General features: G+C 71.6%; 13 protein-coding genes. 1 reads left to right on the forward strand and 12 read right to left on the reverse strand.

The genetic code is table 11. The annotated features are described in order from the left end of the window. Positions 1-201: 201 nt before the first annotated feature. The 5 genes from ACNAYW_RS18335 to ACNAYW_RS18355 form a co-directional block, all read right to left on the reverse strand. Positions 202-1,182, reverse strand: a complete 981-nt coding sequence (locus tag ACNAYW_RS18335; protein ID WP_415851095.1) for a TIGR03621 family F420-dependent LLM class oxidoreductase — start codon at positions 1,180-1,182, stop codon at positions 202-204. A gap of 385 nt (positions 1,183-1,567) precedes the next feature. Beyond that, positions 1,568-2,521, reverse strand: a complete 954-nt coding sequence (locus ACNAYW_RS18340) for a cutinase family protein (protein ID WP_415851096.1) — start codon at positions 2,519-2,521, stop codon at positions 1,568-1,570. Positions 2,522-2,540: 19 nt separating this feature from the next. Continuing rightward, entirely contained in the window at positions 2,541-3,551 is a 1,011-nt protein-coding gene (locus tag ACNAYW_RS18345; protein WP_415851097.1) for a cutinase family protein, read from the reverse strand. 4 nt (positions 3,552-3,555) lie between these two features. Continuing rightward, positions 3,556-3,996 carry a DUF732 domain-containing protein gene (locus tag ACNAYW_RS18350; RefSeq protein WP_415851098.1) on the reverse strand — a complete coding sequence of 147 codons (441 nt, stop codon included), beginning with the start codon at positions 3,994-3,996 and terminating at the stop codon, positions 3,556-3,558. 80 nt (positions 3,997-4,076) lie between these two features. Next, positions 4,077-5,708, reverse strand: a complete 1,632-nt coding sequence (locus tag ACNAYW_RS18355) for an alpha/beta hydrolase-fold protein (protein WP_415851099.1) — start codon at positions 5,706-5,708, stop codon at positions 4,077-4,079. Positions 5,709-5,802: 94 nt separating this feature from the next. Here ACNAYW_RS18355 and ACNAYW_RS18360 point away from each other — a divergent pair, with 94 nt between their 5' ends. Further along, positions 5,803-6,693 (forward strand): alpha/beta fold hydrolase, encoded by an 891-nt coding sequence (locus ACNAYW_RS18360; RefSeq protein ID WP_415851100.1) that lies wholly within the window; start codon positions 5,803-5,805, stop codon positions 6,691-6,693. 25 nt (positions 6,694-6,718) lie between these two features. On the opposite strand, the gene ACNAYW_RS18365 is transcribed toward ACNAYW_RS18360, so the two are convergent. The 7 genes from ACNAYW_RS18365 to glf form a co-directional block, all read right to left on the reverse strand. After that, positions 6,719-7,681 (reverse strand): GGDEF domain-containing protein, encoded by a 963-nt coding sequence (locus tag ACNAYW_RS18365; protein WP_415851101.1) that lies wholly within the window; start codon positions 7,679-7,681, stop codon positions 6,719-6,721. A gap of 114 nt (positions 7,682-7,795) precedes the next feature. After that, positions 7,796-9,169 carry an FAD-binding oxidoreductase gene (locus ACNAYW_RS18370; protein ID WP_415851102.1) on the reverse strand — a complete coding sequence of 458 codons (1,374 nt, stop codon included), beginning with the start codon at positions 9,167-9,169 and terminating at the stop codon, positions 7,796-7,798. After that, positions 9,169-11,175 carry a flagellar motor control protein ZomB gene (gene zomB / locus ACNAYW_RS18375; protein ID WP_415851103.1) on the reverse strand — a complete coding sequence of 669 codons (2,007 nt, stop codon included), beginning with the start codon at positions 11,173-11,175 and terminating at the stop codon, positions 9,169-9,171. The genes ACNAYW_RS18370 and zomB overlap by 1 nt, the downstream gene beginning before the upstream one ends. After that, complete coding sequence (locus ACNAYW_RS18380; protein ID WP_238219858.1) at positions 11,153-12,073, reverse strand: decaprenyl-phosphate phosphoribosyltransferase; 921 nt, start codon at positions 12,071-12,073, stop codon at positions 11,153-11,155. The genes zomB and ACNAYW_RS18380 overlap by 23 nt, the downstream gene beginning before the upstream one ends. Then, positions 12,073-12,627 (reverse strand): phosphatase PAP2 family protein, encoded by a 555-nt coding sequence (locus ACNAYW_RS18385; RefSeq protein ID WP_415851106.1) that lies wholly within the window; start codon positions 12,625-12,627, stop codon positions 12,073-12,075. Before ACNAYW_RS18385 ends, ACNAYW_RS18380 begins: the two co-directional genes overlap by 1 nt. A 35-nt stretch (positions 12,628-12,662) precedes the next feature. Continuing rightward, entirely contained in the window at positions 12,663-14,618 is a 1,956-nt protein-coding gene (locus ACNAYW_RS18390) for a glycosyltransferase (protein WP_415851104.1), read from the reverse strand. Then, complete coding sequence (glf, locus tag ACNAYW_RS18395) at positions 14,615-15,823, reverse strand: UDP-galactopyranose mutase (RefSeq protein WP_415851105.1); 1,209 nt, start codon at positions 15,821-15,823, stop codon at positions 14,615-14,617. Before glf ends, ACNAYW_RS18390 begins: the two co-directional genes overlap by 4 nt. Positions 15,824-15,973 lie beyond the last annotated feature (150 nt).

Below are 15,973 nucleotides of genomic sequence, written 5' to 3' on the forward strand. Positions count from 1 at the left end.
GGCGGCAGACGGTCATACAGTGGTACATCGCGTGGCGGGCGCGACCCGTTGCGGGCCTGTGCGCCACCTCATAGTGCTTGATATCCGCAACATGTTTCACCCGATCGGGCTGTTCCCACGCTGTGAAAATCCGCAAACCCGACTATCGTACCGCGCACCGTCGGGCAGGACGAAAACCGTGAGGTCGGGGGCGGACGGGACTCACTCGCCCTTGAGCTGCTCCAGGACGGGTGCGAAGGCCTCCATCTGGGTGGGGATCACGCCGACGTAGGACATGCCGGTCGCGGCGCGGGTGGCGCGGACCTGGTCGGCGATCTCGTCGAAGGTGCCGATCGCGAGGTAGGGCGAGCCCAGCACGTCGTCGATCGTCACCTCCTTGTCGATCTCGATGCTGGCCGAGAGCCCGCGCTCGATGGCCTTGAGCGCGAAGTCGGCGACCTGCTCGCGGTCGTCGGTGATGACGATGGTGGCGATCGACCAGGAGAGCTCGATGTCGGCGAAGCGGTCGCCCGCGGCGGCCTTCACGATCTCGACCTTGTTCTTCACGGCGTCCATGGACATGTCCGAGATCTTGAGCTTGCCCTCGGACGAGCTGCGCGGGTTGATCGAGACCACGTCCGCGCGGCGCGCGGCCAGCTCGAGCGTGCGGCGGGCGCCGGCGCCGATCGCGATCGGCGGGCGCGGGCCCTGGCGCGGCCGCGGGTAGCCCTTGAGCTCCTTGACCCGGAAGACCTCGCCCTCGAACTCCGCCTCCTGGCCGCGGAGCAGCGCGTCGAGCACCGTCAGGCCCTCGTCGAGGCGTTGGAAGCGGCGGGCGGGGGACTCGAACTCGATCCCCGCCTGGTCGAAGTCCTCCTTGAACGCGCCGAGGCCCAGGCCGACCTCGAGGCGCCCCTTGGACAGCACGTCGATGGTGGTGAGCTCCTTCGCGAGCACCGCGGGGTGGCGGAAGGGCATCGCGAGCATCGACGTGGCCAGGCGGATCTTGTCCGTGCTCACGGCCAGCGCGCCCAGCGCGGCCAGCGGTCCCACCTGCGCGTCCAGCCGGTCCGGGATCGCGAAGGTGTCGAACCCCAGCTCCTCGGCCTCCTGCGCCAGCTTGACGAACTTGCGCGCGCCGCCCTCGTCGGCGTTGCCGGCGCCGCCGGCCGCGAACCGGAACTTGCGGGGCTCAGTGGTCACGTGTGGGTACTCCTGGTCGACGGTGGTGCGGTCGTGAAACGTTGCGCACAGCCTAACGGTTGCCCGGCGGTGCCTCGGTCGCCCTGTGATTCCGGCCCCACCCGGCCGTGAATCCCCGGCTCAGCGCCGGGTCGTCCCCCGCGCGGCGCCGATTCCCGTGCCCGGCGTTCGGTCCCCCCTGGGACGCCGTTCCTCCGGTGGGGGACCGGCCGTCCCCCGCGCCGCGCCGAATCCCCAGGACACGGCGGCTCTCCCCCACCGCACGCCACTCCTCCCGGCGACCCACCGCCGGGGCGCCGGGGGCGGCAGTCCACTGCGCGGCCCAGCAGCAGGCTCGCTGACGTGTGTACCGATGACCACCGCACAGGTGGTCATCGGTACACGGCTACTTGGTCTTCGGCGCCTTGTCGATGACGCCGGTGGCCCAGCCGGTGAGCCATTGCGTGGCGGTCTTGCCGTCCAGGGACCAGTTGGCGGTGGTGCCGTAGGCGGCGTGCGAGTTCTGCGTGATCGTGGAGATCACCTGCGGCAGGCCGGTGGCCAGGCCCAGCAGCCCGCCCTTGGGCTGGTTGCAGATGGGGTCGTTGGAGCCGCAGATCGTGACGACCCGGTCGTTCACCGAGCCGAAGCCGCCGTCGCGCTTGCCCTGCAGGTCGACGCCCGAGAAGCTGAAGCCGGCGAACGTGACCTCGACGCCCTCACCCGCGGGGTCCGGGCCGATGGCCGTGCCCTGGCCCTGGACGCGGCGGCTGTCGGAGATGAGGCCCACGCCGAGCAGCCGCTCGGCGGCGATCGGGCCCTTACCCGCGCCGATCTGCGCGGCGATGTTGCCCGCGATCGTCGCGCCCTGCGAGAAGCCGACGAACACGAAGCCGGTGCGCGGGCAGTGCTCCTTGACCTTGTTGATCTGGGCCACGGCGCGGTCGGTGCCCTGCTGCCGCGAGGCCTGATAGGTCATCTGGCCGTCCGGCGGCACCGCGACCGGGTTGTGGAACTGGGCGGCGTAGTTCACGGTCCAGATGTCGGCGCGGGCGTCGGCGTACCGCTTGTCCAGCGGGTTCGTCACCTGCAGCATCAGCGAGCGCGGATTGAACCGCGGCGCCTCGGGCGAATCCGTCGCCGAGGACTCCCAGGTGCCCGGGAAGGAGATCAGCTGCACGTCCGGGCAGTCCGCGGCCTGCGGCCCCGTCGGCGGCCCGGGCGGGGTGATCTCGGGCTTGCGGAGCATCGAGATGATGAGCGTGATCACCACGATGATCGCGATGATCGCCGCGATGATGACGGCGATGCCGAACACGCGCCCGGCCTTCCGCGCTCCCTGACTCTTCGTGCCTGTCATTTCTACGTGGATACCAGGGCTAGCTGTGGGGAGGCTTAGGCGCCTTGTCGATCACGCCGCGCGCCCAGCCCTGCAGCCACTGCGTGGCCGTCTGCCCGTTCGACGACCAGTCCGTGGTCGTGGCGTACAGCGCGTGCGAGTTGCCGGTGAGCACCTTCTGCAGCTCCGGCAGCGTGGTCGCGATGTTCCCGGCCTGGAAGATGTCCTTGGGCTGGTTGCAGATCGGGTCCTTGTTGCCGCACAGGGAGACCGTGCGGTCCTTGACCGCGCCGAAGCCGCCCTCGCGCTTGCCGCGCAGCGCCAGGCTGCCGAAGCTGAAGCCGCCGTAGGCGACCTCGACGCCCACGCCGGGCGGGTTCGGGCCCGCGGTGCGCGCGTCGCCCGGCTCGCGCCGGCCGTCCGAGATGAGGCCCACGCCGAGGATGTTCTCCGCGGGGACGACGCCCTTGCCCGCGCCGATCTCGCCGGCGATGTCGCCCGCGATCACGGCGCCCTGCGAGAAGCCCATCAGCACGAAGCCGGTGAGCTTGCACTTGTCGTAGACCTTCTTCATCTGCGCGACCGACTTGTCGTAGCCCTCGGTGCGGGACTTCTCGTAGGAGACCTGCCCGTCCGGCGGGATGGCGACGGGGTTCGACAGCTGCGCGACGTAGGGCGTGGTCCACACGTCGGCGCGGGAGTCGGGCAGCGCCGCGGCGAGCGGCGCGGTGACCTTGAGCATCAGCGAGTTCGGGTTGAACGTCGGCCGGTACGGATCGTCCTTCGACGACGACTCCAGCGTGCCGGGCACCGAGATCACCTGGACGTCGGGGCAGTCCGCGGGCTGCGACGTCGGCCGGGCCGCGGTCGCCGACGGGCTCGACGACGAGCTGTCCGGCGAGACGAGCGGCAGCTCCGGGCCGGGCCGCAGCCACGTGCCCACGAGGATCGCCAGCAGGACGAGCGCGATGATCACGACCACGCCGACCACGATCGTCGCCGGCGAGAACCTGCGCCCGCCGCGCGGCTTTCCGGGCTCCTGATGCGTCACGGGATCACTTCTTGCAGTAGGAGGCCCGCGCCTCGGCGATGAACTTCTTCGCGTTGCCCGAGGCGGCGTCACCGTCGTACGGGCCGAGGATGCCGACCACGAAGGGCTCGAGATTCTTGGCGTCGCGACCGGACTTGTCGTACTCGCAGGCGAACTGCGCGGCGTTGATCACCACGTCGTCCGGGGCCTTCACGCCGTCCTCGCGGACCTTCGCGATGAACGTCTTGTCCTTCTGCGTCAGGGCCGGGTTCGCTGCCGAGCTCGCACCCGGGTAGCCCGACGGTGCCGTGGCGGAACCGGGGGCGGTCGCGGGCAGCGAGGTGGGCTCACCCTCCACCGGGGTGGTGGGCGCCTCGACCGTCGAACTGCCGCCGCACGCGACGGCACCGAGCAGCACGCCGCCCGTCATCACTGCGGCCGCGAGGGCTCCCCGAAGTCCAGCCATGTCTTCTCTCCTTGAAGTACGTCGGCACTGGGCGGTGCCAAGGCTACCGGCAGCGCGGAAGCGCAACCCTCGGCCGGTCGTCAGCGCGCGACGGCAACACCGTTGACCAGGGCGATCACGCCGCGTTCGAAGCGCTGCTCGAAGCCGCCGGGAATGGGGGTGGCGTCCGCGACGGGGTAGCCGAGGCGGCCGCCCTCGTAGCCCTGCCGTCCCCATTCGACGAAGATCGGCCCGTTGTTCACCACTGTCGCGGGGGTCTTCGGGGACCAGTAGACCTGCCCGCCCTGGAACCGCTGGAAGGCGCCGGCCGCGAGCTTGGTCTCGTCGCCCGCGGGTAGGCCGAGCGGCGACCGCTCGTAGTTCAGGGCCGCGTACTTGTCGCGGATCGCGCCGCGCACCGCGCGGGCGCCGGTCTGCGGGCTCCAGTACACGGTGCCGTGCTGGAACTGCTGGTAGCGGCCCTTCTTATCGGCCAGGGCGCGCTCGCCGCCGGTCGGATATCCGAGCGGGCCGCCGGGGCCGCCCGTGCCGAGGTAGGCGCCGCCGATCGCGCCGCCCACGACCTGCGCGCCGGTGTCCGCCGACCAGAAGACCTGGCCGCCGCGGAAGTCCTGCGCCCGGCCGCCGGGCACGGCGTACTCGACGGTGACGCACGGCCCCAGCGCCGGGGCCTTGGGCGCGGCCTCGCCGATCGCGCCGGCGATGCCGCACGGCTTCGGGTTGCCGACGCCGAGCGCGGCCTGCACCTGCGGCCAGGCCTGCCCGTTCTCGAACTGCCAGTAGGGCCAGCTGTGGTTGCCCGACGGGCGGTAGAGCGCGTTCGCGGGGATGCCGAGCCGGTTGAGCTCGATGGCGAAGGCCTGGTTGGACGAGCGGGCGAGCACCTCGAGGGCCATGGCCTGCAGGTCGGTGGGGGCGCCGGTGCCGCCGGAGCCGTTGCCGGAGCTGAAGTACAGGCTGATGCCGCGCAGCTTCTCGGCCAGCTTGAGCGGATCGTGCTGCGCCCACGCGGGATCCGTCGGCGGGCCGTACATCGCGTCGGCGTTGAAACCGCCCGCGTCGCGCATGGCGATCGCGATCGACTCGGGCGTGCCCGGGGTGCTCGTGGAGAGGATGCCCGAGTAGGAGCCCGCGAAGCGGTACAGGCCCTTGTTGCGGGCCGCCAGGGTGAAGGCGGCGGTACCGCCCATGGAGACGCCGGCCGCGGCACGCGCGTCGGTGGCCCGCCACCCCTGCTGCAGCAGCGGCGGCAGCTCCTTCGCGAGGAAGGTCTCCCACCGGTAGTTCTTGCCGTTGTCGGGGCGCTTCCAGTCGGTGTACCAGCTGGACTGCCCGCCGACGGGCAGCACGACGGTCACGTTCTTGTCGCGGTAGAAGTCGGCGACGTTCGTCTCCAGCAGCCAGCCGTTGCGGTCCTCGCGCGCCCGCATCCCGTCGAGCAGGTACAGCGTGGGGAACTTCGCCTTCGGATCGGCGTGCCAGTCGCGGGCCAGCAACAGTTGGACCGTGATCGAGTCGTTCATCGCCGCGGAGTAGACGGTGAGGTCCACCTGGTGATCGCCCTGCCACCGGGCCTCGGTGATCCGCGACTTCGCGGGGGCCGGGTCGGCGTGCGCGGGTGCGGGGTTCAGGGCCGACGGTGCCGCCACGACGGTCCCCGCCGCCACGGCCCCGGCGACGAGCAGCGTTCCGATTCGGCCCAGCGATGACATGGGACCAGTGTTACACGGGTGTGATTTCGGGTCCGGGTGCCGCGCGGAGGGTGGCCGGGGTCACCGCACCGTCGGGGCGTGATAGGACTGTTCGATGACCGAAATGTACCCGTCCGCGGAGCCGCTCACCGTCGACGCCGCCGGCCTGACGATCGCGGGCGACCGCTGGCGCGGCGCAGGTTCCGACTCCGGTGACGGGACCGGGACCGGGACCACCCTCGTGCTGCTGCACGGCGGCGGACAGACGCGGCACTCCTGGGATCGCACCGCGGCGGCGCTCGCGCAGCGCGGGTACACGGTGCTCACGCTCGACGCCCGCGGCCACGGCGACACCGGGTGGGCCGCCGACGGTGCCTACGCCCTGGGCGACTTCGTCGGGGATCTGGTGACCGTCCTGGGCACGCTCGACGGTCCGCCGCCCGTGCTGATCGGCGCCTCGCTCGGCGGCATCACCAGCCTGTGCGCGGTGGGCGAGAACCCGGGCATCGCCGCCGCGCTGGTGCTCGTGGACGTCGTGGTGGACGCCGAGAAGAAGGGCATCGAGCGGGTCACCGATTTCCTCGCCGCGCACACGGACGGCTTCGCGACGCTCGACGAGGTGGCCGACGCGGTGGCCGCCTACAACCCCACCCGCAAGCGCGCCCGCAACCTCGAGGGGCTCAAGAAGAACGTCCGGCTGCGCGCCGACGGCCGCTGGTACTGGCACTGGGACCCGGCGTTCATCCGCGGCGACGACCGCAACGAGGCCCGCATCCAGGACAAGGACCGGCTCGGGGCCGCGGCGACGCACGTCACCGTGCCCACGCTCATCGTGCGCGGCGGCAAGTCCGACGTGGTCAGCGACGAGGGCGTCGAGAAGATGCTGCAGCGGGTGCCGCACGCCGAGGTCGCCGACGTGAGCGGCGCCGGGCACATGGTGGCGGGCGACGACAACCAGGTCTTCGCCGCCGCGATCGAGGACTTCCTGGACCGCCACCGGCTCTGACCGCCGGCGCCGAGACCGCCGGCGGTCAAGCGCGCGGCGCACCCTTCGACCGGTACATCGCGGCGTCCGCCGCGGCGATCGCCGCACCCGCGGAGGGGTGGTCGGCGACGAAGACGGCGCCCACCGTCGCGCTGACGGCGACGTCGGCACCGTCGACCGTGATCGGGGCGCGCCCGATCGCAGAGCCCAGCCGCTCGACCAGCGCCTCCGGGGTGGCGTCGGCGCCGCGCGCGAGGACGACGAACTCGTCGCCGCCGACGCGGTAGACCACGTCCTCCGGCCCCATCGCCGAATCGATGCGGCGCGCGACGCCGCGCAGCACCTCGTCGCCCGCGCTGTGCCCGAGCCCGTCGTTGAACCGCTTGAACCCGTCCAGGTCGGCGTAGGCGGCGACGACGACCGGCGGGGCGGCCTCGTCGGCGAGCACGAGCTCCAGGGCGTGCCGGTTCGGCAGCCGGGTGATCGCGTCGGTCGTGGCCGTGCTGTGCAGGGTGCGGGCCGCCGAGCGCAGCTCCAGCACGCTCATCGCGAGGTCGGCCAGGTCCTCCAGGCCCCGGATCTGGCGCTCGGTCAGCTCGCGGGGCTCGGAGCCGTAGATCCGCACCGTGCCGACGGGGAGCCGGTCGCTCGTGCAGATCGGCGCCGCGGCGAACAGGTGGATCGGCGGATCGGCCAGGTCGAGGAACTTCAGCCCCTGGAAGCGGGGGTCGACCTTCGCGTCGGGCGCGTACACCACCTTGTCGTCCGCGACCGCCAGCGCGCACAGCGAGTCCTCGCGCGAGGCGTGGATGCGCGGGGCCCCGAAGGACGCGGCGGTGTAGTGCCGATCGAAGTCGATGATGTTCACCGAACCGAAGGGCACACCGCACAGGACGGCGGAGAGTTCGGCGATCCGCTCGAGGTCCGGTACCGGCTTCGAGTCCATGATCCGCAGCGACTTCACCGCTGCGACGCGGTCGTGCTCCCGGGGGTGCAGGGGCGCGGGCACTTCGTCCTCCTGTCCGGCCGGAAGCAGACGGCTCCGACGCAGACCGCCCAATGTACGCTGGGCAACCCCCCTTCGCCAGCGATTGCAAAACAAAATGTGCAGCGATGCCGCAGGTCAGCGCCCGCCCTCGAACAGGACGCCCGGATTGAGCAACCCCGACGGGTCCCAGGCCGCCTTGATCCGGCGCATGAGCGCCACCTGCTCCGCGCCGCGCTGCCGCGCCGGCCAGGCCCGCTTCGCCCGGCCGATCCCGTGCTCGGCGCTGACGGTGCCGCCGCGGGCCAGCACCTGCTCCAGCACCGCCGCCTCCAGCCGCTCGGCCAGCTCCTCCGGGAACCGGCGATCCGGGGCCGACGGCCCGGGCAGCAGGTTGACGTGCACGTTCCCCTCGGCGAGGTGCCCGAACAGCACCGGGACGACGGGGAGACCGGCACCGTCGGCGACCTCGCGGACGGCGCGGACCACGGCCTCCTGCGCCTCGGCGAAATCGGCGAGCGGCACGCCCACGTCGAGCTTGATCGGCACCCCGGCGGCGTTGACCGCCTCGGTGGTGCGCGCCCGGTAGCGCCACAGCCGCGGGATGTCCTCCGCGCCCTCGGCGACGGCGATCCGGTCGTCGGGCACCAGCCCCGCGAGCGCGCCGGCCTCCTCGAGCGGCGCGTCGAGCTCGGCGAACACCCAGCAGCCGTCGGTCGGGAGCGGCGCGGGGGCGTCGAGGTGGGCGGCGACGCGGGCGACGGCGGCACCGTCGGACCACTCCAGCGCGCGCAGCCCCGGCAGCGTCCGCAGCGCCGGCACCGCCGCGACGGCCTCCGGCAGCGACGGGAAGGCCAGCGCGACGACGGTGCGGTGCGCGCTCGCGGGGTCGAGGCGCCAGGTGACGTCGGTGATCACGGCGAGCGTGCCCTCGGACCCGACGAGCTGGTCGACGAGGTCGTAGCCCGTGTTGTCCTTGACGGGCGGGCGGCGGCGGTCGAGGACGACGCCGTCGGCCAGGACGGCCCGCAGCCCCGCGATGCGGGCCCGCGCCGTGCCGTAGCGCACCACCTCCGCTCCCCCGGCGTTCGTCGCGGCCGCGCCGCCGACCGTCGCGGACTCGCCGGACGCGAGCGAGAGCCCGCAGGTCAGGCCGCGCGCGGCGGCGAAGGACTCCAGCGCCGCGAGGGTGACGCCGGCGCCGGCGACGACGGCCCCGTCGGACACCTCGCCGATCGCGTCGAGGCCGGTCAGGGACAGCACCACCGCCCCGGCGGGCGGCACCGCGCCGGCGACGAGGCCCGTGTTGCCGCCCTGCGGCACCACCGGGACGCCCGCCGCGGCGCACTCCCGCACGACCGCGGCGACGGCTTCGACGGTCCGCGGGCGCGCGACGATCGCGGGCCCGCCGCGCCACCGGCCGGTCCAGTCGACGACGTACCCGGCGACGGCGTCCGCGTCGGCGAGCACGGAGCAGTCCGTGATCGCCCGCAACGCCCCGCCGATGTCCATCAGGGTTTCGGCATCGACTTCTGCTCGTCGGTGAGCGGCGGCGGCACGTCCATGCGGCACATGCGCAGCGTGTACTCGGGCACCCGGTCGATGCGCAGCTCGTAGTTCGCGAGCGAGAGCTTGAGGTTCCGCTTGAACAGGTCGAACGTGAGCGGCGCCGCGTACGAGGCCTGCAGCTGCTGGATCTGCGGGCAGGTCAACGCGATCCGCGACTGGTTGACCCAGTCCGGATCGATGAACGGCGGCAGCGCCGGCTTCTTCGGATAGGCCTTCGCCTCGGCGACGGCCCAGTCCGGGAACATCTCCTTGTCGTGCCCGATGCGGCCGTCCTCGAGCCGCGCCGTGTGCGACGCCATCGGCCAGGCGAGGCCGATCTGATCCCACACCCGCACGTCGAGCGGCAGGTTCATGCCGGTCATGCCGAGGTTGGTGAAGAACACGGTCTGCCGCAGCGGCACGTCGTCCGGCCGCGGGTAGGGCAGCGGATCGATGAACCACCAGTCGTAGTCGAACGACGGCAGGTAGACGCCGCCGCGCGGGGTCGCGCGCAGGATCTCCTGCAGCGACTGCATGCGCGGGTAGTCGAGGTAGTCGTCCGCGGTGAGCGGGTGCGCGTGGCCCGTCTGCAGCGAGTAGAAGGCCCGCTCGTCGACGATGCCGCTGGTGCCGATCGCGGTGCCGTCGGGCTGGCCGCGGAAGGTCGTCGCGTGCAGCGCCCAGCCGAGGACCAGCACCCACAGCACGGCGGCGACCGCGGCGCCGGCGGTGCCCGTCGCGAGCCGGGCGATGCCGCGGACCGTCGAATCCTCGGGGCGGCGCGCCGGGATCCGCAGCGGGATCACCATGACCGGCAGGAGCAGCAGGAACAGCGGCGCGAGCAGCACGCGGCCCGACATGAAGTCGCCGCCCTGGCGCAGCCAGTACAGCGTCTCGATGACGCCGCCGAGGAACATCACGGCCACGATCACCGCGGGCCGCTGCAGGTGATCGCGCAGGCCGTGGACGCCGCCGCGCGGCAGCCGGAAGCGGCCGGTCAGCGGGGTACGGGCGCCGCGCGCGGGCAGCAGGATGATCGGCATCGCGATGACCAGCGCCAGCACCGGCAGCCACAGCGAGTAGGGCTCGACCAGGTTCATCAGGTAGGTGAAGCCCTGGCCCCACTTGGAGCCGGTGGCGTCCTTCGCGACGGCCGTGTTGGGCACGGGCAGGCCGTAGTAGCCCATCCGGAAGATCTGGTAGCCGACGGGAAGCAGGCCGGCGGCGGCCGTGAGCGCGAGCCGCAGCCGCAGCCCGACGGGCGCGAAGAACATGACGAGGAGCACGAGGCCGCCGACGACGGCCATCTCGGGCCGCACCAGCCAGGACAGGCCGGCGACGAACGCGGTGCCGCACGTGAGGATCCAGTAACGGGTCCGGTCCCGGCCCGGGGCGGGATCGCGGTCGGCCTGCGACCAGCAGATCGCCAGGTACCACAGCAGCGCCACCCAGAAGATGGTCAGCGAGACCTCGAGGCCCGAGGTCGCGAAGTCGCGGGCCGGGGGCAGCGCCATGTAGACGAGGCCGCCCGCGGGCAGCAGGAGCAGGCCCGAACCGCGCAGCCGCGACCAGCCCGCACCGCCGCGGTACAGGCGCGCCGTACCGAGCATCGCCAGGGGGATCGCGGCGACCGACAGCACCAGCGCGACGGTGAGCACGACGTACTCGGTCTGCACGCCGCTGATCCAGGAGAAGAACCAGATGATGTACGTCCAGGCGGCGGAGGTGTTCACCTCGACGCGCTCGCCCGCGTTGAAGACGGGGCCGTTCCCCGCGAGCAGGTTCCGGACGGTGCGCAGCACGATCAGCCCGTCGTCGGCGATCCACCGGCGCTGCCAGGCGCCGTAGCCGAACAGGACCGCGCACGCCGCCACCCCGAGCCAGAAGCTGACTCGGGGTGCGGAGAAGGTCGACGGGGCCGTGCCGGCGGGCTCGCCGGCCCGAGTGTCAGGCGAAGTAGACCGCGGCAACGACGGTTCCAATCCACGCGATCGCGAGCACCTGCAGCACGCGATCACCCAGGGCGATCTCCTCGGGCTCGCCCGCCTCGCCGCCGTCGACGTCGACGGCGTAGCGAAGGATCGCGATCGTGAAGGGCACCATCGACAGGCCGTACCAGATGTTGTTCGGGTGCGCGGTCTTGTCGAAGGCCCACAGGCCGTAGCAGAGCACCACGGCCGTGGCCGCGAGCGTCCAGACGAAGCGCAGGTACGTGGTGGTGTAGTACTCGAGCGACTTACGGATCTTGGCACCCGTGCGCTCGGCGAGCTGCAGCTCCGCGTAGCGCTTGCCCGCGGCCATGAACAGCGAGCCGAAGGCCATCACCAGCAGGAACCACTGCGACAGGCCCTTGGGCAGCTCGGCCGCCACGCCGCCGGCCACGGCGCGCAGCAGGAAGCCGGAGCTCACGATGCAGATGTCGAGCACGGCCTGGTGCTTGAGACCGAAGCAGTAGCCCAGCTGGATCACGATGTACACCGCGATCACGATCGCCAGTTCCTTGTTGGCGAGCAGTGAGACCGCGATGGCCCCCGCCCCGAACAGGAAGGACAGCACGTAGGCCAGGTTCAGCGGGACCACGCCGGCGGCGATCGGGCGGTAGCGCTTGGTGGGGTGCGCGCGGTCGGCCTCGACGTCGAGCGCGTCGTTGATCAGGTAGATCGACGACGCGGCCAGGCAGAACGCGATGAACGCGATGCCGACGTTGCCGAACTGCACGAACTCCAGCTGGTCGCGGCCGGCGGCCAGCGGGGCCACCACGACGAGGACGTTCTTGACCCACTGCCGGGGCCGGATCGCCTTGATCAGTCCGGTGGCGAGGTTCGACGGTGCCTTCGGCTCGCCGTGCTCGATCGGCTCCTCGCTCATCAGCTGTTCGATCCCTTGCTCTGGTTCTTCGAGGCGCGGCGCGCCGCCCGGTCAGCCCATAGTCTCTCACCCTCGATCGCGGCCATCGCGGTCGCCGCTCCGATGGCGGCTCCGGCGGCCACGTCGGTCGGGTAGTGCACGCCCAGGACCATGCGGGAGGCGAGCATCGGCGGCACCACCGCGGCGGGCGCCAGCACGGCGCCGCCGGGGACGCCGGACGCGCGGCCCAGCAGGATCGCGCCGGCCGTCGAGCTGGTGGCGTGCGAGGACGGGAAGCTGAGCTTGCTGGGCGTGCCGACGCCGACCGTGATGTAGGGGTGGTCCGGACGCTTGCGGCGCACGATCCGCTTGATCACGACGGACGCGGCGTGCGCGACGAACGCGCCGACGCCGGCCGTCACGTACTCCCTGCGGCGCTTCGGCTGCAGCACCGCGCCGAGCGCGGCCAGGCCGAGCCACCCGAGGGAGTGCTCACCGAAGTGGCTGAGGCCGCGGGCCGCGGGCAGCACGCCCGGCCGGCCTGCCAGCTGCGCCTGCACGCCCACGAGGATCATCTCCTCGGGGCTGAGCGCCTGCTCCGGGGCGTTGCTCACTTGGTCGTCTCCTTCTCGGATGCGGCGTCGATCCGGCCCGGGCGCTCCGCTCCCGGCGCCGACAGCTCGGGCTCGAAGATCTTCGACCACGCCGCACGGCTGGTCAGGTCGGTGTATGCGGCGCGGTAGCGCTGCTGCATCTCGGCGAACCGGCGGTCCACCTCGCGGTGCACGGCCAGGCTCTCCCGCATCAACGCGAACATCTTGTCCCGGTCGCGCTGGCGGTACACCACGCCGCGGCCGTCGGCGGTGGTGACGGTGACCCCGTCGACCCGGCCCAGGCTGAACCAGCGGGCCTCGAGCGGCGGGTAGTTGGCCTGCGGCACCTCGTGGTTGTGCGGGTCGGCCGGGCGCAGGTTGTTGCGCACGGCCTTCGCCAGCGTCGTCACCTTGGTGATCGGGTTCAGCGGGATCTTTGTGCCGAACGCGGTGGCCTGGCCCGAGGTGCGGGGCAGCTCGGTGGCGCTGGGCAGCACCACGGCGTCGGGGTACTCCTTGCGCATCGCCGCGATCTTCGGCAGCGCGGTGGGCAGCAGTTCGTACAGCCCCTCCGGGCCGCGGAGGAAGTCGCGCATGGCCTCGATCTGGATCGCGACCGTCGAGTACTCGAGGCACAGGAGGTGCTTCATGAGCGCCTTGATGGAGCTGGTCATGATGCCGCGCGTGCTGCCCTCGTGGTGGATCGCGGCGACGACGAGCCGGTTGCGCAGGTGGAAGTAGGCCTGCCAGTCGATGGCGTCGTCCTTGTCGGACCAGGCCATGTGCCAGATCGCGATGCCGGGCACCGTCGCCGTCGGGTAGCCGGCGCGGGCGGCGCGCAGGCCGTAGTCCCAGTCGTCCCACTTGATGAACAGGGGCATCGGCAGGCCGATCTCCTCGGCGGCGACGCGCGGGATGAGGCACATCCACCAGCCGTTGCCGTCGACGTCGATGCGCCGGTGCAGGTTCTTGCTGTACTCCTTGTCCTTCAGCGGGTACTTCGAGAAGTCGTGGTCGTACTCGACGAAGGGCGCCGCGGTCCACATGAAGGAGTTGCGGTCGATGACCTCGCCCATGCAGTGCAGGTGGCTGCGGTCCTGCAGGTTGAGCATCTGCCCGCCGACCAGCATGGGCGACTTCGCGAACCGCGCGAACTGCAGCGCGCGCAGGATCGAATCGGGCTCGATCGCGATGTCGTCGTCCATGTACAGCACGTACGGGCTGTCGGTCAGGCGCAGCGCCTCGTACATGATGCGGCCGTAACCGCCGGAGCCGCCGAGGTTGCCCTGCTCGAACCGGCGGTACCGCTCGCCGAGCGGCGCGATCGCGGCCTCGTAGTCGGGGTGGTCGATGACCTTCTTGTTGCCCTGGTCGGGCATGAGGACGGCGTCGATCACCTCGTCGACCAGCGGATCGCTGGTCAGGGCCGCGAGCGCGGCGACGGCGTCGTCCGGCCGGTTGAAGGTGGGGATGCCGACGGTGACGCGCTTGGCCGGCAGGCCCTCCTCGCCGACGGCGGCGTACCAGCCGGCGGAGATGATCTCGGTGTCGCTGTCGGCGGTGACGTCGAACCAGATCCAGCCGCCGTCCTCGAACGGGCCGAGGTCCGTGGCGAACTCGGCGACGCCGTAGCCGGTGGCGTCGGTCTGGACCAGCCCGCCGCCGAGGGCGATGCGGGCACCGTCGACCTTGGAGCGGTAGAGGTCGACGCGGGCCGTGCCCTTGAGCTCGATCCGCAGCACGACGTCCGTGAGGACGGTCCAGCGGCGCCAGTACGACGCCGGGAAGGCGTTGAAGTAGGTGGCGAAGCTGACCTCGGACTCGCCGGCGATGTTCAGCTGCGTGCGGGTGGGCGCGTGCGAGCGGCGCGAGTTGGTCTCGGCCTCCTCGATGTACAGCGAGCGCACGTCGAGCGGCTCGCCCGGGCGCGGGAGGATGACGCGCTGCAGCAGGGTCTTGGCGTGATCGGTCACTGGGCCGTCTCCTCGGTGAGCGCGGCACCGGTTTCGAGATGCGGACGCAGGGTGTTGTCGAACATCGACAGCGCGCTGGCGATCGCCATGTGCATGTCGAGGTACTGGTAGGTGCCGAGCCGCCCGCCGAAGAGGACCTTCCGCTCGGCGGCCTCGGTCTTGGCGAGGGCCCGGTAGGCCGCGAGCATCTCGCGGTCCGACGGGGTGTTGATCGGGTAGTACGGCTCGTCGTCGTCGTTGGCGAAGCGGCCGTACTCGCGCATGATGACCGTCTTGTCGGTCGGGTAGTTCGTGCGCTCGGGGTGGAAGTGGCGGAACTCGTGGATGCGCGTGTACTGCACGTCGGCGTCGTTGTAGTTCATGACGGGGGTGCCCTGGAAGTCGCCGGTGGGCAGCACCTCGGTCTCGAAGTCGAGGGTGCGCCAGCCGAGGCGGCCCGCGGAGTAGTCGAAGTAGCGGTCCAGGGGGCCGGTGTAGACGATCGGCGCGTCCGGGGAGGCCGCGGTCAGCTCGTCGCGGACGTCGAACCAGTCGGTGTCCAGCCGCACGTCGATGAGGTCGGACGCAGCCATGTTCTCGAGCCAGGCCGTGTAGCCGTCGACGGGCAGGCCCTCGTAGGTGTCGTTGAAGTAGCGGTTGTCGAAGTTGTAGCGCACCGGCAGGCGGGTGATGTTGCCGGCGGGCAGGTTCTTCGGGTCGGTCTCCCACTGCTTGGCCGTGTAGTGCTTGATGAAGGCCTCGTAGAGGGGGCGGCCGATCAGGGAGATGGCCTTCTCCTCGAAGTTCTTCGCGTCCTTGGAGTCGAACTCCGCGGCCTGCTCCTGGATCAGCGCCTTCGCCTCGTCGGGCGTGAAGTAGCGGCCGAAGAACTGGCTCACCAGGCCCAGGCCCAGCGGGAACTGGTACGCCTGGCGCTTGTGCATCGCGAAGACGCGGTGCTGGTAGCCGGTGAAGTCGGTGAACCTGTTCACGTACTCCCACACCCGCTCGTTGGAGGTGTGGAACAGGTGCGCACCGTACTTGTGGATCTCGATGCCGGTCTCCGGCTCGGCCTCCGAGTACGCGTTGCCGCCGAGGTGCGGCCGTCGCTCGATCACCAGGACCCGCTTGCCGAGCTCCGCGGCGGTCCTTTCGGCGATGGTCAGGCCGAAGAAGCCGGAGCCGACGACGATCAGGTCATAGGTCGAAGAAGTTTCGGTCGCCACGGACGTTCAGGGTACCGGCCGGGCGGCGTGGATGACGCCACCCGGCCTGGGCCTGTGACTAAGCCGGGGCGTTCGGCACCGTCGGGACGGCCAGCGGGGTCGATCCCGCCGGTGCCGAGGGTGCCGCCGGGGCGGCGGGNNNGACCCCGC

The sequence above is a fragment of the Tsukamurella ocularis genome (genome assembly GCF_965138335.1).
GTDB lineage: Bacteria > Actinomycetota > Actinomycetes > Mycobacteriales > Mycobacteriaceae > Tsukamurella > Tsukamurella ocularis_A.